The sequence below is a fragment of the Sphingomonas sp. GV3 genome (genome assembly GCF_031082075.1).
Taxonomy (GTDB): domain Bacteria; phylum Pseudomonadota; class Alphaproteobacteria; order Sphingomonadales; family Sphingomonadaceae; genus Sphingomonas; species Sphingomonas beigongshangi.
This window is the reverse complement of sequence record NZ_JARWLE010000001.1, coordinates 1,105,388-1,125,119: the sequence shown is the minus strand read 5'-3', so window position 1 is coordinate 1,125,119 and position 19,732 is coordinate 1,105,388. Positions and strand designations below refer to the sequence as shown.

Here is a 19,732-nt window from a genome sequence, read left to right as displayed (position 1 = left end):
GCGTTCTTCTCCCGGTGATTCAAATACGATTTATCGATAAAACGTGGCTTGGATTGACACGCTTCGCAAAGAACGCAACCCTGATGCGGAGGAGGCCGGCATGGCGGAAGACAGGCGGCCGATCGTATCGTCCGCGCATCTCGCGGACGGCGCGACGCCGGCGCTCTCGGAGCTCGAATTCAGCCTGACACTGGCGGCGGCGGCGTATCAGCGGTGGATCGCGCGCTGCGCGTCGGCCGCGGGTCTGGCGCTGGCGCCCTTGGACGTGCTGATCCTGCACACCGTCCGGCATCGCGACCGCGCCAAGCGGCTTGCCGACATCGCCCTCGTGCTGGACGTCGAGGACACGCATCTCATCACCTATGCGATCCGCAAGCTGGAGCGGGCGGGACTGGTCGCCACGCAGCGGTCGGGCAAGGAGAAGCTGGTGTCCGCCACCGATGCGGGACGCTCCTTCTGCGCACGCTATCGCGACATCCGCGAAGGCGTCCTGGCAACGGCCGTCGCCGCCGACGGTCCGGACGGCCCGGCCCTGTCTGCCGCGGCCGAGTTGTTGCGGCGCCTGTCCGGCCAATACAATCAGGCGGCGCGCGCCGCCGCCACGCTGTAGCGGGAACCGCCTGCCATGCTCGTCCTGTCGGGGATCGTGATCATCGTCATCGGCTTTGCGCTGGGCGTGAACCCGTTGCTGGTCGTGACCGTCGCCGCCTTGGCCAGCGCCGCGGCGGCGGGCTATGGGCCGATCGCCGTGATCGCCATGATCGGCCGGGCCTTCGTCGACGCCCGGTTCCTCGCGGTCCCCTTCCTGGCGCTGCCGACGATCGGACTGCTCGAACGGGCCGGCCTGCGCGACAAGGCCCGCGACTTCGTCCGTCGGCTGCGCCGCGCCACCACCGGAAGGGTGCTGCTCGGCTATCTCGCGCTGAGGCAGATCACGGCGGCGCTCGGGCTGGTGTCGCTGGGCGGCCATGTCCAGATGGTCCGCCCGATCGTCGCCCCCATGGCCGAGGGTGCCGAGGAGCGGGACGACCGGCCGCCGCTGGACCCCGCGACGCGCGACCATATCCGCGCGCATGCGGCCGCCGCCGACAATATCGGCATGTTCTTCGGCGAGGATCTGTTCGTCGCGATCGGCTCCATCCTGCTCATCCGGGCGATCCTGGAACAGGATGGCGTGACGGTGGCGCCGCTTTCGGTGGCCGTGTGGGCGATACCCACCGCCATCGCCGCCTTCCTGATCCATGGCGTCCGGCTCCTGTTGCTGGATCGTCGATTGCGGCGGCGACCGTGATCGGGCTCGATGCCATCGGCGTGGCGGCGGCGACGCTGCCGGCGGCGGTGGCCGTGCATCATGCTCGCGACCGGGGCGCACCCACGCGGTGGCGCAATGCCGGCTTCTGGGGGATCTTCGCACTGTTGCTCGGGGCGGGGCCATGGCTGCCCGACCTCGTCGACGGGTGCCTGGTCCTGGCGATGGTCGCGCTGGCGACGCTCGGCCTTCGCCCGTCCGACGTCGCCAGCAGCGGTGCGGATCGCCGTCGTGCCGACGCTGCGAGGCTGGGGGCGTGGTTGTTCGTACCCGCGCTGATGCTGCCGGCGGTCACGCTGGCGGGCACGTTGCTCGTCGGCGACGGTCGCATCGCGGGCGTGGCGCTGATCGATCCGAAGCAGGTGACGTTGGCGGCGCTGGTGATCGGCGCGGTCGTCGCGCTGACGCTGGCCGTCGTGCTGACCCGTCCGCCGCGTGCCGCACCCGTCGCGGAGGCGCGCAGGCTGGTCGATTCGATCGGCTGGGCGATGGTCCTGCCCCAGATGCTGGCGGCCCTGGGCGGCGTCTTCGCGATGGCCGGCGTGGGGAAGGTGGTCGCGGGCGGTATGGTCCATGTCGTCGCGCTCGACACGCCACTCGCCGGCACGATCGCCTATTGCGTCGGCATGGCGCTGTTCACGATGGTGCTGGGCAATGCCTTCGCCGCCTTTCCGATCATGACCGCAGGCGTCGGCCTGCCGCTGCTGATCCGCCATTTCAACGGCGATCCCGCCGTGGTCGCGGCGCTGGGCATGCTTTCGGGGTTCTGCGGCACGTTGATGACGCCGATGGCGGCGAATTTCAACCTCGTGCCTGCGGCGGTCCTCGAGCTGCGCGACCGGTTCGGGGTGATCCGGGTGCAATGGCCGACGGCGCTGATGCTGCTCGCCTTCAACATCGCGGTGCTGGCCCTGTGTGCCTTTCCCGGACGGTGGCGATGACCCCCGAGCAGGCCGCGGCGTTCGCGCGGATCGCCCTTGGCCATGTGACGCGCGAATATCCGCACAAATCCGACCATATCATGATCGATCGCGCCGATATCTACACGCCGCGCGACCTGCATCCGATCTTCTTCGGCAGCTTCGACTGGCACAGCTGCGTCCACGGCTATTGGCTGCTTGCCCGCGTCCGCCGCCTGTTTCCCGACCTGCCGGAGGCCACGGCGATCGATGCCCTCTTCGCGGATGCCTTCACTCCCAAGAAGGTCGCCGCCGAATGCCGCTATCTCGACCGCCCGGACGCACGCGGCTTCGAGCGCCCTTATGGCTGGGCATGGCTGCTGATGCTGCACAGCGAACTGGTCGTCGCGGGACTGGCGCATGCCGCCACGCTGCGGCCGCTCGCGGACGCGTTCGCGGCGCGATGGCGCGCGCATCTGCCGATGATGACCTATCCGGTGCGCGCGGGCACGCACGCCAATAGCGCCTTCGCGCTGGTCCTCGCCGACCGCTATGCTCGTGTCGCCGGCGATGCGGCGATGCGAGACGCCATGGTCGAGCGCGCGCAGCTTTGGTTCGGCCGCGATCGGCAGGCGCAGGCGTGGGAGCCGAGCGGCGAGGACTTCCTGTCCCCGACGCTGATGGAGGCGATGGCGATGCAGTGCCTGATGCCGGCCGAGACGTTCGCAGTCTGGTTCGCCGGCTTCCTGCCTTCGTTGCCCGAGACCCTGGCGGCACCCGCCCGTGTCAGCGATCGCGCCGACGGACGGATCGCGCATCTCGACGGCCTCAACCTCAGCCGCGCATGGGCCATGCGCGCGCTCGCGGGCGCGTCGGACGGCCGGCTGCAGGCAGCGCTGCAAGCGGCCGCCGCCGACCATCTCGCGGCCGGGATCGGCGAGCTGGCGGGCGATTATATGGGCGAACATTGGCTCGCGAGCTTCGCCGCGCTGGCTATCACCGGGACGGACTGAGACAGGTCGGAATTCGCCGATCGCGATGGACGCTGCGCCGTCGCCCACTCAGCCGCGAAGCGGCCGAACCTCTCTGATCAGGTCGATCAGCAGACGTAGCGCCGTGGGAAGGTGCCGGCGGCCGGGGTAATAGATATGGAAGCCGCTTCCCATCGGCGACCAGTCGTCCAGCACGGGAAGCAGGGTGCCGCTGTCCAGAAACGGGCGGAGCACGGCTTCGGTCGCATAGATGATCCCCGCACCACGCAGGCCGAAGGCAATGGCCGCGTGGCTCGCGTCGACCGTGATCGGGCCGGGCGTCGCGATTGCGATCGCCTGGCCGTCCCGCTCGAACTCCCAATGATACAGCTTCTCGTTGCCCAGGCGGATACCGACGCAGCGATGCGTGCTTAGGTCGTCCGGAACGCGGGGCATGCCGAAGCGCGCGATATAGGCAGGTGCTGCCGCGGCGATCCAGCGCAGGTCGGGCGACAGCCGCTGCGCGATCATGTCCTCCGGCACCGTACCGCCGTAACGGATGCCGGCGTCGAAGCCGCTGCCGACGATGTCGATCATCCGGTTGCTGACGCTGACGTCGATCGCGACGTCGGGGTAGCGATCGACGAACACGGGCATGACCGGCTCCAGGATCAGGCCGACCGCATCCTCGAGCACGTTGATGCGGACCCGCCCCGCGGGCGCGTCGCGATACCGGTCGAGACGGCCCGCGGCGTCTTCGATCGCGTGCATCGGCTGTTCGATGCTCGCGCGAAGCTCCTCGCCGGCGGCGGTCAGCGTCACGCTTCGCGTCGTCCTGTTCAACAGTCTGACGCCGCGCCGGGCTTCGAGCGCCGTCATCGCATGGCTCAGCGCCGATGTCGTGACGCCCATGGCGGTTGCCGCCCGCCGAAAGCTGCCGAGCCGCGCGATGGCCAGGAAATAGGCGAAGTCCGCCAGATCCGAACGGCTGATCTGCATGGTCGCGGCATAGCGTATTGTTGAGCCTGGTTCACCAGTTCATTGGCTTTGGCGTCGGTAATCACGGGCGGCCTCGTGCTCTAGATAGTCGTCCTCGACGCCCGTCATCGGGACGGGCGATAGCGCCGAGGGAAACCAGCATGAGGACATTCGGCATCTGCCTGGCGGCGCTGTCGCTGCCCGCGGGCGTCCAGGCTCAGAAAGGAAGGACGGATATGGCGATCGAACGCAAGACGGACATGAAGACCGTCGACGGGCCGGCCGACTATTTCACCGGCAAGGCCACCATCACCGGACAATTCCAGCGCGAGGCACCGTCGCGCGTGTCCGGCGCCATCGTGCATTTCGAGCCTGGCGCGCGCACCGCCTGGCACACGCACCCCGCGGGCCAGACCCTGATCGTGACCGAGGGTGTCGGCTGGACGCAGATCGCGGGCGGCCCGAAGCTCGAATTCCGTGCGGGCGACATCCTGTGGTGCCCGGCCGAGCACAAGCATTGGCATGGTGCCTCGGCGCATGAGGGCATGACGCATATCGCGATCCAGGAATCCGTCGGAGGATCGCCGGTGACCTGGATGGAGAAGGTGACGGACGAGGAGTATCTCGCACCGCTTGGAAGCGACTGAGGCGATGCCGCACGTCATCGTAAAGCTCTGGCCCGGCAAGACCGAGGACCAGAAGCGTCGCTTTGCCGCGACGATCGTGCAGGGTGTCACCGACTCGCTCGGCTACAACGAGGACGCCGTGTCGGTCGCGTTCGAGGAGGTGCCGCCGGCGCAGTGGAACGCCCGCGTGTACAAGCCGGACATCAAGGCCAGGTGGACAAGCCTCGCCAAGCGTCCCGGCTACGGCGAGCCGCCCGCCGACGCGGAGGAACGGCCATGATTCTCGATCGGACGTTCACGCTCGCCGACGGCGTGGCGATCCCCGTCATCGGCCTCGGGACCTGGCGGATCGATGACACATCGGTCAGCCGGGTCGTACGCGACGCGCTGGCCATCGGCTATCGGCACGTCGATACGGCGCAAGCCTATGGCAACGAGCGGGGGGTAGGCGAGGGGCTGCGCTCCAGCGGCATCCCCCGTGACGACGTCTTCGTGACGACGAAGCTGGCGGCGGAGGCGAAGACCCTCGCCGATGCCAGGGCACGGATCGACGGCTCGCTGCGGGCGCTGGCCCTCGACCATATCGATCTGATGCTGATCCACAGCCCGCAGCCATGGGCCGAATTCCGCGAAGACGGCGACTATGATGCCGGCAACCTGGCGGCGTGGCGGGCGCTGGAGGAGGCTTATCGCGCCGGCAAGATCCGGGCGATCGGCGTCTCCAACTTCGAACGCGCGGATCTCGACAACATCCTGCGGCACGGGACGGTACGGCCCGCCGTCAATCAGGTGCTGGCGCATGTCGGCAACATGCCCTTCGACCTCATCGACTATTGCCGTGCGCAGGACGTGTTGGTCGAGGCCTATTCGCCGGTGGCGCACGGCGCGGCGCTGCGCGACGCCGACATCTCGGCCTGTGCGGCGCGATATGGCGTCGGCGTCGCACAGCTCTGCATCCGCTTCTGCCTGCAACTCGGTCTGGTGCCTTTGCCCAAGTCGACGGACGCGGATCATCTGCGGCAGAACATCGACATCGATTTCGAGATCGCGCCGGAAGACATGGCGCGTCTCGGCCATCCGATCGCGGCATTCGACTATGGCGAGGCCCGGGCCTTTCCCGTGTTCGGCAAGCCACGCCCCGCGGCCGGGGGGCAAACCGCCGACTGAGCCCGGCTGATCAGACCATTCGCGAAAGGTTCATCGTCATGCCCACAACCCAGCGTTTCGAAGGCAGGGTCGCCTTCATCACCGGCGCCGCCAGCGGCATCGGCCGCGCGACGGCCATCGCCTTCGCGCGAGAGGGCGCGCGCCTCGCCATCCTCGATCGTACGGAGGACGCGCTGTCCGGCACCGCCGCCGCCGTTCGCGACGCGGGCGCCGAACCCCTGTTGCTCGGTTGCGAGGTCGCACAGCCCGACGAGGTCGGGGCGGCGGTCGCGAAGGCGATCGAGACGTTCGGCCGACTCGATGTCGCCTTCAACAACGCGGGCGTCGAGAACACGGCCGCCCCTGTCCACGAGATCGAGCTCGCCGAATGGGATCGCATCCTCGACATCAATCTGCGCGGTACGTTCGTGTGCATGAAGCACGAGCTTGCGCAGATGGTACGGCAAGGCGGCGGCGTGATCGTCAACACCTCCTCGGGCGCTGGCGTCCGCGGGGTTCCCGGTGGAGCCTCCTATACGGCATCCAAGCACGCTATAATCGGCCTGACCAAATCCGCCGCGCTAGATTATGCCAAGCAGAACATCCGGGTGAACGCCGTCTTGCCCGGCAACATCGAAACGCCGATGATGGATCGCTTCACCGGCGGCGATATCCAGAAGGCGATCGATCTTGAGCCGGTCGGACGTCTGGGCAAGCCGGAGGAGATCGCCGAAGCCGTATTGTGGATGTGTTCCGACCTGGGAGCGTTCGTGACGGGCGCGGCGATCTCGGTCGATGGCGGCTGGTCGCTCTGACGGGCCGGGGCCGCGATTTTTCCGGGCCGAACGGTGAGCGGGCCACCGGCGATGCGGGTTGCCGGTGGATTGTTTCATCCACGCCGTCCTGGTCGGGGCCAGCGCTAACACGGCCCTTGCCACAGTGCGGAGCCGCCCCGCGTCAGCAGACGACGGTCTCGACCGGCCGGTAGGCGAACCCGTGACCGTCGCGGAACAGCTTGCCGATCTGCGGCATCGGCACGTGCATGCCGGTGAAGGTGAGGTCGTCCGCCACGATACGGTCGAACGTCGCGCGCCGGACCGCGCGCGCGGCATGGCCGTCGCAATCGAACGCGACGCCCGTGTCCGGGTTCGTCAATTGCTCGTCCAGTCGATGGATGATGTCGCCCCAGATCAGCAGCTGTTCGCTGCCGCCGCCATCGATCAGAAACCCGCAATGGCCCGGCGTGTGGCCGAAAAGCGCGAGCGGCGTGATGCCGGGCATGACCTCGGCATCACGGAACGGCGTCAGGCGGGTGCGGTAGGGGGCCAGTGCCGTGCGGGCGGCATGGAAGCCGGGCTGCATTGCCAGCGGTGCGCGACTGAGATTCTCGTCTCCGTCCCAGAACGCGAGTTCGTACTCATGCACGCATAGCTCCGCCCGATCGAACACGGCGGCACCGGCGGCGTCGACGAGACCGCCGGCATGATCGGGATGCAGGTGCGTCAGGAGTATCGCATCGATCGTATCGGGTGAGACGCCCACCGCGCGCATCGCCGCGTCGAGCTGATTCAGGCTCGGCTGCATGAAGTGACCTGCGCCCGTGTCGACCAGCATCGTCCGTCCGCGCCCCTGGATGAGAAAGGCGTTTACTTCGACCCGAAGCGGAACGTCCGCCCCCGGCAGCGTCGATCCGTCCCCGTTGACGAGAAGGGGTGGCGGCAGGTCAGCATATCCGTAGGAGAGGGCGGTCACGATGAAGTCGCCGACGGCGTGGCGAACCGCGGGATTGGCGATGATGGTCATATCCTTGAGCCTGATTTCGGAGGGAGTGGGAACTGGTGGGAGCGGCATGACGGACGTTTGCGGAGGCGCGCGCGACGGATGCGCCGAAGGCGGCGCACCGTAGTTACCCTTCGCGCGAGGGGCAGGCGATCGATCGGCGCCACGCACGTCAGCGACCGCCTCGTTGCTGATTGAGGAGGTCATCGACTCGCCCCTGTTGACACTGTCAACATGAATCGAAATGTTGACAGTGTCAACTGGTGTCGCGAATATGCGGGATGAAGGAAGCGCACCCAGCGACATCTGGTACCGAAAGCCTGCGAACGACCCTGATCGACGCGGCTGCGGCACTGCTCGCGCAGTCCGAAGCTGCAAGCCTGTCACTGCGTGAGGTCGCCCGGCGCGCGGGGGTCAGTCACAATGCGCCCTACCGTCATTTCAGGGACAAGGCCGAACTGCTCGCGGCGGTCGCAGCAGCGGGTTACGATCGGCTGCGACTGACGGTGGAGCGCGCGGCTGCCGGCGCACCGGATGCGGCGGAGGGACTGACGGCGCTCATCGGAGCTTTCGTCGCCTTCGCGCTGGAAGATCGATCGCGTTATGCCCTGATGATCGGTAAGGACGTCAAGAACCCCGACGGCAGCCTCTCGCCGGAACTGCGCAGTGCCGCGGACCGGGCGCGCCATGTCCTGCGCGACCTGCTGATCCGAGGCGGCAGGAGCGGAATCTTCTCGATCGATGTCGACGACGAGGACGATGTATCCGCCGCCGTGGTGACCGTCTGGTCGACGCTACACGGCTATACCTTGCTCGAGCTCGACCGGTTGCGCCAATTGGAGACGACGCTGGAGATCGACCAGCTGACGAAGCATGTCGCGATGCGGCTCGTCACTGGGCTGAGGCCGCGGCGCGCGCCCGTATCGGACTAGAGCATCGCCAGCGGCTCCGGTCCGCTCGGCGGCGGGAAGATCGCGTCGAGGCGGCGGAGTTCCGCTTCCGACAAGGTCATGTCCAGCGCGGCGCGATTGTCCCGAACATGCGCGACCGTTCCTGCCTTGGGAATGGGAATGACGCCGTCCCTCGCCAGCAGCCATGCCAGCGCGACCCGCGCGGGTGTGGCGTCGCGCTCCTCCGCCATCCGCAGCAGATCGCGATGGGCGACGAGGCGGCCCTGTTCGACGGGGCTGTACGCCATGACCGGCATATGATGGCGATCCAGCCAGGGGAGGAGATCATACTCGGGCCCGCGTCGCGTCAGGTTGTACAGGATCTGATCCGTTTGGCAGGACCGGCCGCCGCTGCCGACGAGCTCGTCCATATCGTCGGTATCGAGATTGCTGACACCCCAGCGCAGGATCTTGCCCGCGGCAACGAGCCGCTCCATCGCCTCGATCGTCTCGGACAGGGGGACGCGGCCGCGCCAGTGGAGCAGGTACAGGTCGATCCGATCGGTGCCGAGCCGCGCGAGGCTGGCCTCGCAGGCGCGGGGCAGGCGATCGCGCGAGGCGTTTTGCGGATAGGCCTTGCTGACGAGGAACACTTGGTCGCGCGCGCCCGCGATCGCCTCGCCCACGAGCCGCTCGGATTCGCCGTCGGCGTACATCTCGGCGGTGTCGATCAGCGTCAGGCCGAGCGCCAGCCCCTCGCGCAGCGCGGCGATCTCCTCCGTACGGCGGGCGTGATCCTCGGCCATCATCCACGTGCCTTGGCCGAGCGCCGGAACGCTGGCACCATCGGGAAAGGTGATCATCTTCATGGGGGCCAGAACGTCTGGCGCGGCCAATGGGTCAATGGCGCAGCGGATCGGGCAGCGCGCCGGAAACGTGGCGGTCCGGGCACAAGGGCGATAGGGTGCGGCGAGGCGCCGCCGCGGGTGCCGGGCTTCAACGAAGGACCTGCCGTGCAGATCGACGTGCGTAACTGGATCGCCTCAGTGCCCCTCCGCCCTCATGCCAGAGCATCAACGCGGGCTCGCGCGGCGGCCGCCTGCATCGCGAGCCGGTGACGTGAAGCTCGGTCCGCTCTGGGTGAAAATCCAGATCGCCTGCGGCGATGCCCTGGCGATCGGCCCGGGCAAGGCCGATCTGCTCGACGCGATCGTCGCGCACGGGTCGATCAGCGCCGCCGGCCGCGCGCTCGGCATGAGCTACCGCCGGGCCTGGCTGCTGGTGGACGAGATGAACCGCTGCTTCGACCCGTTGCTGGTGGAGACGATCCGCGGTGGCGGCACGGAGCGCGGCGCACGCGTCACGCCGACCGGGCTCGCCGTCCTCGACGCCTATCGCGAGATGGAGCGGGAAGTGGCCGCCATCGCCCAGGCTGCGGGTTATGCGCGGTTGCGCGAGCACCTTCGTACGGAGCCGCGCACATCCGACTGACCGGTCGACCGGTTATATACGACGGAATATAGTGTTGATATACGCTCGGATATAAAGCGGCGCGGACGGCCGCGGCTATCGGGGTATCGACCATGTCTCATCGCATGCTGGCGGCTGTTTGCGTGATCGCTGCGCTGATGCCGGTTGCCGCGGCCGGGGCGCAGGTCACGGGCGTTGCGCCTTCGCCTGACGGGGCTTTGGTGTCGCGGGATAAACCGGCGGATCGCCTGCCCGACGTGGTCGTGACCGCCCGCCGCCGGGACGAGCGGGAGCAAGCCGTGCCCGCCGCGCTTTCCGTGGTGTCCGGCGCACTCGTCGACCGCAGCTACACCGTCAACACACAGGCGCTGACCACGCTGATCCCGACGCTCAACTATAGCTCGGCCAACCCTCGCAACACCGCCTTCACCATCCGCGGGCTCGGCTCCAGCGTGGTTGCGGTCAGCCAGGCGAACGATGGGCTGGAGCCAGGGGTCGGCTTCTACGTCGACCAGGTCTATCACGCGCGACCCGCGACTGCCGCCTTCGACTTTGCCGACATCGCCCAGGTCGAGGAACTGCGCGGACCGCAGGGAACGCTGTTCGGCAAGAACACCACCGCGGGCGCGCTCAACATTACCACCCGCGCGCCGACCTTCACGCGCGAGGGGTTCGCCGAGCTGTCCTATGGCAGCTTCGACTTCGTTCAGGCCAGGGGCTGGGCGTCGGGGCCGATCACCGACACGTTGGCCTATCGCATCTCCGGGGTTTCGACCCGGCGCGACGGCATTCTCGACAATGTCCGCACCGGCCGCGCCGCCAACACGCTGGGAACGCAGGCGGTGCGCGGGCAGCTGCTGTTCGCGCCGGATGACGCGTTCCGCCTGCGCGTCATCGCCGACTTCACCAATTTCCAGGCCTATTGCTGCACGCAGGTCTATCTGCGCACGGGCTCCAGCCTGCGCGCCGCCAGCCGTCAGTTCGGCGGCCCCGGTGGGCTCGCGGCGCAATTCGGCTACGCGCCGCCCAGCACCGATCCCTATGCACGCAAGACCGATATCGACGGTCCGCTCGGCGTCGACACCAACGAGGGCGGCATCAGCACGATCGCCGATTGGAATTTGGGGCCAGCCACGCTGACCTCGGTCAGCGCCTGGCGCTTCTGGAACTGGGATGCGGAGAACGACCGTGACTATACCGGCCTGCCGGTACAGCTGTCACAGCACATTCCCTCGCGCCAGGACCAGTTCAGCCAGGAACTCCGGCTCGCCTCCAACGGCAGCGGAGCCATGACCTATGTCGTCGGGCTCTACGGTTTCGGTCAGCGGCTGACCGGGCGACCGATCAGCATCTATGGACCCGCCGCGGCGCGATATCTGATCGGGACGGTAACCGGGGCGAACAATACGCCGGTGCCGGGCAATCTGCTCGACGGTTATGGACAGGATGGCCGCACGGACTTCCGCAGCGCCAGCTATGCGGCGTTCGGAGAGGTCAATTACCGGCTGGCGCCGCGCCTGACCGCGACCGTCGGCCTTCGCTACACGCAGGAAGACAAGCACGGCTATTACAGCACCATCGTTTCCGGTGGACCGGCGACGGCCAACGCCGCGCTGATCGCCGCACGGCTGGGGGTGCTGCGCCCGCAGAGCTATGCCGCGCGCGACAGCGACGGCAGCCTTTCCGGGCGCGGCAACCTCGCCTGGCAGGTCACCGACGCGACCATGGCCTATGCGAGCTATGCGCGAGGCTTCAAGTCGGGCGGGATCAACATGTCGGGCCTGCCGCTCGATGCGAACAACCAGCCGGTTTCCGCCACCGCGGTCGTTCGCCCCGAGCGCAACGAGACCTACGAGATCGGCCTGAAAAACCGCCTGCTCGGCGACCGCCTGGTCTTCAACATCGACGGCTTCCTGACGAAAGTCCGCGATTTCCAGGCGACCATCGTCGAGAACTCGCTGACGCAGACGGTGCAGCTGCGCGGTTACCTGTCGAATATCCCGGCGGTGGAGGTGAAAGGCGTGGAGGCGGACATGACCGCCCTGATCCTGCCGGGACTCAATGTCCGCACCGGCATCGCTTTCTCGGACGGGATCTACAGCGACTATCCGGCGGGCCCCTGTCCGCTCGAGGTGCAGACCGCCGCGACGACAAAATGCAGCCTGACCGGCCGGCGCCTGGCCTCGCTGCCCCGCTTCGCGCTGACCGGGGGGATCGATTATCAGCGTCGCCTCGGACGCGGCGAGGTTTTAGTGCATGTCGACACTGCCTCGCGGAGCGGCTTCAACGGCGATCCTTCCCTGTCGCGCTTCACCTATATCCGCGCGTACAATCTGACGAATGCCAACATCGGCTACCGCTTCGCCAGCGGGCTGGAGGCGATCGTATGGGCGCGCAACCTGTTCGATTCGCAGTACATTCAGAACCTGACGATCCAGGCGGGCAATTCCGGCCTCATCGTCGGCACGCCCAGCGATCCGCGGACGATCGGCGGGACCTTGCGCTTCGCCCTGTGACGCGCCGCGCATCAGCGCGACCGGATCATGTCCGTGCGCAGGCGCCCGTGGCGTAACAGTCCGGCGTGCCAGGCCGGCCAGCCGGCGCGCGACGTCGGCCGCGTGCGGTCGAGGCGCAGCGGCAGCCACGCCTCGCCCGCCCGGGTCGCGGGCTCCGCGACGATCCGCGCCACGTCGCCCGCGAAGGGGGCGAAATAGGCGGGCTCGCCCAGCGTCTCCCGCATCGCGGCTTCTGCCTGATCGGGCGCGATGCCCCGGACGTGGATAGCGATATCGGCCAGGCCGCGCGCGATCCGGAACAGCATCCAGTGGAGGTGCCCCAGCATGTCCTCGGGGCAGGTGTAGAGGCCGTCTGTCGCCATCAGCCGCTCGGCATAGATGCCCCAGCCTTCGGAAAAGGCCGCGGCATAGCGCAGGCGCAGCGGATGGGGCCGGGCAAGGGCTTCGAGCGGCATCTGCGTCATATGACCCGGCAGCAGCTCGTGGGCGACGACGCTGGGCAATGTGAAAAGGGGGCGGCGGCGCACCTCCTTCAGGTCGACGACGTAGAGACCCTGGCTGCCTGCGGACGGCAGGACGCGATAGCCGCCCTTGCCGGCGGCGATCTCCGCCGCGTCGAGCGCGCGGACGTCGACGGCGAGGCATTCGGGCGGCAGCGGGCCGAGCACGTGGGGCAGCCGGGGCCGGATCGCGGCCAGCGTGGCGCACATCGCCGTCACCGCCGATGCGCGTCCCGCGTCGTCGTCGGCGAACAGCCAGCGCGGGTTGCGCCACAACGCCTCGAACCTCGCCCCACTGCTGCGACCGGCGATGCCGAGCCGCTGGAACAGGCGGTCGGCGGCGGCGGTAGATGCGCGGTGCGCGTCGTCCAGGTCGCGCGCGACGCGATCCAACGTAGCGTCGTTGCCGACGATGCGCTGCAACCGCAGCGAGAAGGATGCGGCCTCGCCCCGCGCCGCCGTCAGCGCGCGATCGATCGCCAGCCCTGCCCGCGCGGCCTGCAGGTCCAGGCGCCGGCCGGGACCTGCGTCGTCAAGGCGGAACGGCGCCAGTCGGGACAGTGCGTCATCGACAGGCAGCGCCATCGCTGCATCCAGCGCCAATCCGATCTCGGTGTTGCCGCCCCGCGTCGTCGCGCCCGCCGGCGTGACGGCCGCGGCGCCGATGCCGGTCAGCACACCGCGCCGCGACGGCGTCATCGTCCGGTATCCAGCACCACCTCGTTGTTGAGCCGCGTCACCTCCGCCGCATTGCCGGGCAGGGCGACTGCGACCGTCCGCGCCGTCCCGCGTGGCAGCGCCACGTGCACCACGACGGTGCGCGGCTTGAGGTCGGTCGGCGCGTCGAGCGGTGGGATTGCCGCGGTCGCGAGTATCGCGCCGTCGCCGCCGCGCACCGTCAGCGTCCCGCCCGGCGTCGGCAGCGCGCCGAGACTGTGCACGGTGACCGAAAGACCGCCATGGTCGCGAACGATATCGTCGGCGCCGATACCGAGGTCCGCGCGCCGCTCGACGGGAGTCGAAGGCGTGGCCAGCGCGAAATCGTAGACGGTGGTCGTGTGCGGGGCGAAGGCGACGGTCGTTCCCAGGCTGCGCTCCAGCGAAATGTTCGATGGCGCGCCATCCGGCGACAGCGTCCTGCCGCCGTCGCCGCTTGTCGCGCGACGCACGGTCCATTGCCCCGCCGTCACCGACCAGCACGTCATGACCGCCTGCTGCACCTGGTCGGTCCGATTATAGGCGATGACGCGGAAACGATCCGGCGTCGCGCCCGGCATCAGGATCGCGACCTCGCCCGCCGCGTCCGGTTCGGTAAAGCGCCACGACACGGTATTGCCCGGCCAGGTCTGGTTGCGGCGCAGGGCGATGCCGCCGAGCCGCTCGCGCTGCAGAATCTCGTTGGGCTGCTCGACCCGATCGGACCACCAATGGCCCTCGGTGTACATATATTCGTGGCGGGCCTTGTCGGCGATCGCGTCGGCGTGCAGCGCCTCCAGCGCGGCAACGTCTCCCGTCGCATCCCAGCGCGTGTACAGCGAGTACGGATCGTCCTTCGTCTGCGCCGCGAGCGCGTCGCGATATGTCGCCCCGCCTGGCAGGACGGCGAAGCCGTTCTCGTTGAACTCCGCAAGGGCGGCCGGTCCCGCCTTGGCGATGCGGCTCTGGATCGGCCGGAGATATTTCGTGTCGCCCGTGAAGCGCCACGCGCTCCACGCACTTTGCAGCGGCGTGGTCAGGCCGCCGCCGTCGCCGACCCGTTCCTTGTCGTCGTCCCAGTGGATCTCGTTCGGATAGCTCCAGCCACCCTTCGCGTCCTGCGTGCCGTGCGCCATCCAGCCGTCGATCACCCCGGTGACCAGTCCGCGGGCGGCGCTGTTGCCGTTGTACAAGCCGACCAGGATCGGCGCATGCATGACGGTGAAGGCATAGGGCTTCTGCCACGCCCAGGGCGCGTCGCGATAGATCTTGCGGCCGCCATACCAGCTCGAGGCGAAGTGCATGTGCCCGGCCGGGTTCTTCAGGATCACGTCCTGCAGCGCACGCGTCGTCGCCATCAGCCGCTCGACCGCCTTTGGCTCGCCCCAGTTGAGATACAGCCGCTCCGCGTCGGAATTCAGCCCTTCCTCATAGGCATGCAGTTCGTCGGTGGTGATATAGCCGAGACCGTTGACCCGCATGCCATTGGCGTAGACCGCGTCGGACAGCGCGCGGAGCGAGGCGTTCACCTTGTCGGGCTCGACGCCCATCAGGGCGAGGCCCGGCCATTGCTGCGTCAGGTCGGTGTCGTCGGAGATGCCGCCGCCGAAGTCGCCGTAAGGTACCTGCCGATGGTCGATCCACCAGTCGACGAAGCGGCGGACATAACGCAGGTCCTCCAGCTGCCGGAATGCCCACAGAGGCTCCCCCTTCGTCGGTGCCGGCTGGGCGAAGGCGGGCAGGTTTTCGGGGCGATAGTCGATATCCGCCCAATAGGCCTGCGCCAGCGCGTTGTCCGGATCGACCCGCAGCAGGTCGGTGATGTCGGCGTAGAGCCGCCGGTACAGTCCCATGCGCTTGGACGCGGTATGCTCCTCGACGAGGAAACCCCAATTGTCCTTCACCTGGTTGAAGCGATCCGCGACATGCTCCTTGAGCGCCTCGGCGCGAGGCTTGAACACCAGGCGGATGCGCGTGCCGTCGAGGCTGGCCGCGGAGAAAGCCGGATCGGACGCGGCGATCGAGAGATAGAGGCTGTCGTTCGACAAAATCCGGTCGCGCAGGTCGAGCCAGAGCGTGCGCTTCTTGCCCGGGGTGACGGAGACCGAGACGTCGATCATGTCGCGCTCCGGCCAGATCGGATCCTTGATCCGGATGTTCAGCGCGACCGGCCTGCTGCCGGCAAGGGCGGGGAGGTCGATGGCGACACCGTCGAGACCATCCCGGAGGTTTTGCCAGCCATAATCGAACGCGCGTGCGACCGGCTGGTCCGGCTGCGCGTCGCCGAGACTGGCGGGGATCAGCACATGGACGATCGGCGCCATGCCCTCACGCCGCGCCACGCCGCCGCCGGCGCCCGCCGCCGCCGCGGCGCCCACCGCCGCCTTGACGCCCGCGGTCGGCATCGCGACGACGGTCGCGCGCTCGTCCGGAGCGAAGCGTCCGGCGATGAACGCGTTCAACGGGGCGAGGGCGGCCAACGTCGGCGCGGCGTCGGCGCGGATCGTATAGTCCAGCTTGAAGCTGCCGCCCGGCTCCGCACCCGCGCCCACGTCATAGGCCCAGAGCTCCTGGATCGGCTGCTCCTGCATCACGTTGGTGAAATGCAGCGTGCCGCCGGTGCGCGACGCGAACTGGTCAACGCTGCGCACGACGCCTTTCGGCCGCGTCGCCAGCACCATATCCTTGCCGCCGTCGCTCCAGCTCAGCGTGCCATAGGCGGCACCGCGCAGCTCGACGCGATTGACGCGCTCGCCCGCGGGCACGGTCAGATCGTAGCGCTTGCCGCCCTCGACATAGACGTTCCAGTCGGGCAGCTCGAAATAATCGTCGCGCCCTGGCAGGCGCGACCGATTGTAGACGCCGGGCCAGGTCGTCTCGGCGATGCCGTCGACACCCTTCCACATCCACTCCTTCAGGTCCTTCGCATCGGCGAACTCGACCTTGCGGATGCGCGTGACGGGCGTATCGAGCAGGGGGGGCAGCGCCTTGTCCCAGCCATAGCGGTGCAGCCACGCCTGACGCTCGGCGGCGGCGTCGGGGGTGGGAAGGGGGCCCGCCGTGGTCTTTGCCGCGAGCGCCGCGACGTTCGCGGTCGACAGCATCCGGTCGTAGACGCGGATGTCGTCGACGTCGGAGCCGCGCATGAAATTGTAGCGGCTCTGCACCTGATGCGGCGACATCACCCGTCCCGCGAGCCCGAACTGGTCGAGCCCGGTATCGAGATCCGCCTTCTGGTCCTTGCGCGCGACTTCGCGCCCGTCGACGTAGAGGCGTACGCCGACCGTCTCGTCCCAGGCAAAGGCGATATGCTGCCATGCCTGTGCGTCGGGCACGGCGGGCATGCGCCACGATAGCCGGATGCGGGAGAGATTGGCGTCGGTGACGAAAGCGTCGAAGCCGTGGCCGTTCCAGTCGATGCGCAGGAAGGCCATGTCCCAGCTGCTGTGATCGGCGAAACCGGCCCGGAAGATGACGAACGGCGCTTCTCCCAGCGGCTGGCGCGCGCGCCAGTGGAAGGCCAGCGTGCCCCGGGCGCTACGCATGTTGCCCGGCGCGCGCCACGCGACATAGCCGTCGTCCGCCCAGCGCGCCGCGCCGCCGACCGCGCCATCCGGCACGATCGACACGTTGGCGCGGAAATTCGGGGTCGCGTCGCCGGCCGCGACGGTGGCGTCGAAGCCTGTGTCGAGCGGCGCGTGGAACAAAAGGCCGGGCTCGGCGGCGCCGGTCTGGGCAAGAGCGGTCGGCGCGGCGAGGGAGGCCGTCGCCAGCGCGAGCAGCGACGTGAGGGGGCGGACCGTCATCGGGAGAGACCCTTAGAGCGCGTCGACGCGGGCGAGGCGTGGACTGAGCAGATGGACGACGGCGACCGCGAGCAGGTAGACGCTGCCGGCCACCGCGAAGATGATCGTGTAGCTGCCCGTCGTCTGTAGGATGTAGCCGGTGAACTTGGCCATCATCATGCCGCCGATCGCGCCGACGGTACCGCCGATCCCGACCACGGATCCCACCGCGCCGCGCGGGAACATGTCCGACGGGATCGTGTAGAGATTGGCCGAAAACGCCTGGTGCGCGGCGGTGGCGAGCCCGACGATCGCGACCGCCAGCCACAGATTGTCGACATATTGGGCGAAGAAGATCGGCATCACCAGCAGGGCGCAGACCAGCATCGTCGACTTACGCGCCGCATTGGCGGTGAAGCCACGCTTCATCAGCCGCGACGACGACCAGCCCCCCGCGATGCTGCCGAGGTCCGAGATCAGATAGATGACGACCAGCGGCGGCCCGAAGCTGACCAGGTCGAGATGGTAGGTCTTGGCGAGGAAATCCGGCGTCCAGAACAGGAACAGCCACCAGATGGGATCGATCAGGAACTTGCCGAGCGCATAGGCCCAGGTCTCGCGATAGCCGAGCAGCTTCAGCCAGCCGATCCTGCGTACCGGATCGGCGGGATCGCTTTCGATATAGGCCAGTTCGGCCGGTGACACTTTGGTGCTTTCGCGGGGGCGGCGGTAGAGCGCGATCCAGGCGACCAGCCACGCCAGGCTGGCGATGCCGGTGACGATGAACGCCATGCGCCAGCCGAAGGCGAGGGTGATCGCCGGCACGATCAACGGCGTGACTACGGCGCCGACATTGGCCCCGGCGTTGAAGATGCCGGTCGCCAGCGCGCGCTCCTTCGCCGGAAACCATTCGGTCACCGACTTGAGGCCCGCCGGGAAGTTGCCGCTCTCGCCGATCCCGAGGACGAAGCGCGCGACCGAGAACTGGAAGGCCGATCCGACGAAGCCGCACAACGTGTGGCCGATCGTCCAGATGACGAAGGCGATCGAATAGCCGATCCGTGCCCCGACCGCGTCGACGATCTTGCCGAAGGTCAGATAGCCGATGGCATAGGCCGCCTGGAACCAGAAGATGACGTCGGCATAGGTGGTCTCCGACCAGCCGAGTTCAGCGGAAATCGTCGGCTTGAGCACGCCGATCATCTGCCGGTCGACATAGTTGATCGCGGTGGCTGCGAACAGCAGGCCGCAGATCACCCAGCGATAGCGCCCGACACCGGCCGCGGCGCTCGTCGGGTCCGCCCCGACCTCCGGCGTGTCGATCGTTGCCATCGGCCTGTCTCTCCTGTGTTGCGCGGCCTCTTGTGCGGGCCGTATCGGTTATTGTGCCGTGATCGTGCAGTGAACGGAAAGTCGCCCGTCGAATCGCGCCTCGACGCGATCGCCGACGCCGACCTGGTGGACGCCGGTCACCGCGCCGGTCGAAATCCACTGGCCCGCTTCCGGACGGATACCGCGCGCGGCGAGATGCCGGAACAGGAAGGCCGCCGCGCCGAACGGGCCGTCGAGCATGTCGGCGGCGATGCCCTCGCCGATCACCGCGTCGTTGACGAACAGCTGCACCGGCCAGAGCGAGAGGTCCGTCTCGCGCCAGGTCTCGATCGCCGCGCCGATCACGAGGCCGTTGTTGTTGCCGAAGTCGGAAATGGTCGCGGTCGGGCCGTTCGTGTTGATGCCGGGAAAGGGCGAGCTCGCGATCTCGATCCCGACATGCACCGCGTCGATCATCGCCCGCGCGTCGGCGAGGGTGAAGCCGGTTTGCGCCGCATCCGGCACGCGGCCGATGCGCAGCAGGAACTCCGCTTCCGCCGCGCCGAAGCCATCGACGAAGATCGGCATCTCGCAATGCGCGACGTCGGTGACCTGGTCGACGAAGATGGGGCCCGCGAGGCGGTCGAAACCTTCGACGGGCGGATTGATGCGGCCGACCTTCCAGCCCGCCACACGCCGGGACGACAGCGAAAGCGCCGCATCCTGCACCGCATAGGCCTGCGCGAGATCGGCCGGGATACGGCCCGGATAATCCGGCAAGGCGGTCGCCGTTCGTCGTGCCTCGACAAAGGCCTGCGCAATCTGCGCCGTATCGCTGTCCGGCTTCACGGCCGCC

The 19,732-nt window shown here is 68.3% G+C and carries 18 protein-coding genes; 11 read left to right on the top strand and 7 right to left on the bottom strand.

Annotated elements, in window-relative coordinates; all coding sequences use genetic code 11:
* Positions 1 to 100 precede the first annotated feature (100 nt).
* Genes RF701_RS05120 through RF701_RS05105 form a run of 4 tightly spaced genes read left to right on the top strand, consistent with a single transcriptional unit; the run spans position 101 to position 3,221 of the window.
* On the top strand, positions 101 to 610 hold the full coding sequence (locus tag RF701_RS05120; RefSeq protein WP_308814305.1) for a winged helix DNA-binding protein: 510 nt from the start codon (positions 101 to 103) through the stop codon (positions 608 to 610).
* Between the two features lie 15 nt (positions 611 to 625).
* Positions 626 to 1,291, top strand: coding sequence for a DUF969 domain-containing protein (locus tag RF701_RS05115; protein WP_210358359.1), 666 nt, complete (start codon positions 626 to 628; stop codon positions 1,289 to 1,291).
* Entirely contained in the window at positions 1,288 to 2,250 is a 963-nt protein-coding gene (locus RF701_RS05110; protein ID WP_308814304.1) for a DUF979 domain-containing protein, read from the top strand. Before RF701_RS05115 ends, RF701_RS05110 begins: the two co-directional genes overlap by 4 nt.
* Entirely contained in the window at positions 2,247 to 3,221 is a 975-nt protein-coding gene (locus RF701_RS05105; RefSeq protein ID WP_308814303.1) for a DUF2891 domain-containing protein, read from the top strand. Before RF701_RS05110 ends, RF701_RS05105 begins: the two co-directional genes overlap by 4 nt.
* Positions 3,222 to 3,269: 48 nt before the next feature.
* On the opposite strand, the gene RF701_RS05100 is transcribed toward RF701_RS05105, so the two are convergent.
* Positions 3,270 to 4,178 carry a LysR family transcriptional regulator gene (locus RF701_RS05100; RefSeq protein ID WP_308814302.1) on the bottom strand — a complete coding sequence of 303 codons (909 nt, stop codon included), beginning with the start codon at positions 4,176 to 4,178 and terminating at the stop codon, positions 3,270 to 3,272.
* A gap of 140 nt (positions 4,179 to 4,318) precedes the next feature.
* Here RF701_RS05100 and RF701_RS05095 point away from each other — a divergent pair, with 140 nt between their 5' ends.
* The 4 genes from RF701_RS05095 to RF701_RS05080 are packed head-to-tail and all read left to right on the top strand — an operon-like array spanning position 4,319 to position 6,744.
* Entirely contained in the window at positions 4,319 to 4,804 is a 486-nt protein-coding gene (locus RF701_RS05095; protein WP_308814301.1) for a cupin domain-containing protein, read from the top strand.
* A 4-nt stretch (positions 4,805 to 4,808) separates the two neighbouring features.
* Positions 4,809 to 5,063 carry a tautomerase family protein gene (locus RF701_RS05090; protein WP_308814300.1) on the top strand — a complete coding sequence of 85 codons (255 nt, stop codon included), beginning with the start codon at positions 4,809 to 4,811 and terminating at the stop codon, positions 5,061 to 5,063.
* Positions 5,060 to 5,950: an aldo/keto reductase gene (locus RF701_RS05085; RefSeq protein ID WP_308814299.1), complete on the top strand. Its 891-nt coding sequence runs from the start codon at positions 5,060 to 5,062 to the stop codon at positions 5,948 to 5,950. Before RF701_RS05090 ends, RF701_RS05085 begins: the two co-directional genes overlap by 4 nt.
* 38 nt (positions 5,951 to 5,988) lie before the next feature.
* The gene (locus RF701_RS05080; protein ID WP_308814298.1) at positions 5,989 to 6,744 is read left to right on the top strand and encodes a glucose 1-dehydrogenase; all 756 of its coding nucleotides are present in this window, start codon (positions 5,989 to 5,991) and stop codon (positions 6,742 to 6,744) included.
* A 142-nt stretch (positions 6,745 to 6,886) separates the two neighbouring features.
* Here RF701_RS05080 and RF701_RS05075 read toward each other — a convergent pair whose 3' ends face one another.
* The gene (locus RF701_RS05075; protein WP_308814297.1) at positions 6,887 to 7,732 is read right to left on the bottom strand and encodes an MBL fold metallo-hydrolase; all 846 of its coding nucleotides are present in this window, start codon (positions 7,730 to 7,732) and stop codon (positions 6,887 to 6,889) included.
* Between the two features lie 257 nt (positions 7,733 to 7,989).
* On the opposite strand from RF701_RS05075, the gene RF701_RS05070 reads away from it, so the two are divergent.
* Positions 7,990 to 8,640 carry a TetR/AcrR family transcriptional regulator gene (locus tag RF701_RS05070; protein WP_308814296.1) on the top strand — a complete coding sequence of 217 codons (651 nt, stop codon included), beginning with the start codon at positions 7,990 to 7,992 and terminating at the stop codon, positions 8,638 to 8,640.
* On the opposite strand, the gene RF701_RS05065 is transcribed toward RF701_RS05070, so the two are convergent.
* On the bottom strand, positions 8,637 to 9,467 hold the full coding sequence (locus tag RF701_RS05065; RefSeq protein ID WP_308814294.1) for an aldo/keto reductase: 831 nt from the start codon (positions 9,465 to 9,467) through the stop codon (positions 8,637 to 8,639). The genes RF701_RS05070 and RF701_RS05065 overlap by 4 nt on opposite strands.
* Positions 9,468 to 9,717: 250 nt before the next feature.
* On the opposite strand from RF701_RS05065, the gene RF701_RS05060 reads away from it, so the two are divergent.
* Both RF701_RS05060 and RF701_RS05055 read left to right on the top strand, forming a co-directional pair.
* Entirely contained in the window at positions 9,718 to 10,089 is a 372-nt protein-coding gene (locus RF701_RS05060; protein WP_308814293.1) for a LysR family transcriptional regulator, read from the top strand.
* Between the two features lie 104 nt (positions 10,090 to 10,193).
* A complete protein-coding gene (locus RF701_RS05055) occupies positions 10,194 to 12,584 on the top strand; it encodes a TonB-dependent receptor (RefSeq protein ID WP_374758593.1) in 2,391 nt (796 codons plus the stop codon).
* Positions 12,585 to 12,595: 11 nt separating this feature from the next.
* Here RF701_RS05055 and RF701_RS05050 read toward each other — a convergent pair whose 3' ends face one another.
* From RF701_RS05050 to RF701_RS05035, 4 genes are read right to left on the bottom strand one after another with little or no spacing between them, the layout of a single operon-like run.
* The gene (locus tag RF701_RS05050; protein ID WP_308814291.1) at positions 12,596 to 13,783 is read right to left on the bottom strand and encodes a DUF885 family protein; all 1,188 of its coding nucleotides are present in this window, start codon (positions 13,781 to 13,783) and stop codon (positions 12,596 to 12,598) included.
* The gene (locus tag RF701_RS05045) at positions 13,780 to 17,586 is read right to left on the bottom strand and encodes a LamG-like jellyroll fold domain-containing protein (protein WP_308814290.1); all 3,807 of its coding nucleotides are present in this window, start codon (positions 17,584 to 17,586) and stop codon (positions 13,780 to 13,782) included. Before RF701_RS05045 ends, RF701_RS05050 begins: the two co-directional genes overlap by 4 nt.
* Before the next feature lie 12 nt (positions 17,587 to 17,598).
* The gene (locus tag RF701_RS05040; protein WP_308814289.1) at positions 17,599 to 18,897 is read right to left on the bottom strand and encodes an MFS transporter; all 1,299 of its coding nucleotides are present in this window, start codon (positions 18,895 to 18,897) and stop codon (positions 17,599 to 17,601) included.
* Between the two features lie 48 nt (positions 18,898 to 18,945).
* The gene (locus RF701_RS05035) at positions 18,946 to 19,725 is read right to left on the bottom strand and encodes a 2-keto-4-pentenoate hydratase (RefSeq protein ID WP_210358371.1); all 780 of its coding nucleotides are present in this window, start codon (positions 19,723 to 19,725) and stop codon (positions 18,946 to 18,948) included.
* Positions 19,726 to 19,732: the final 7 nt, after the last annotated feature.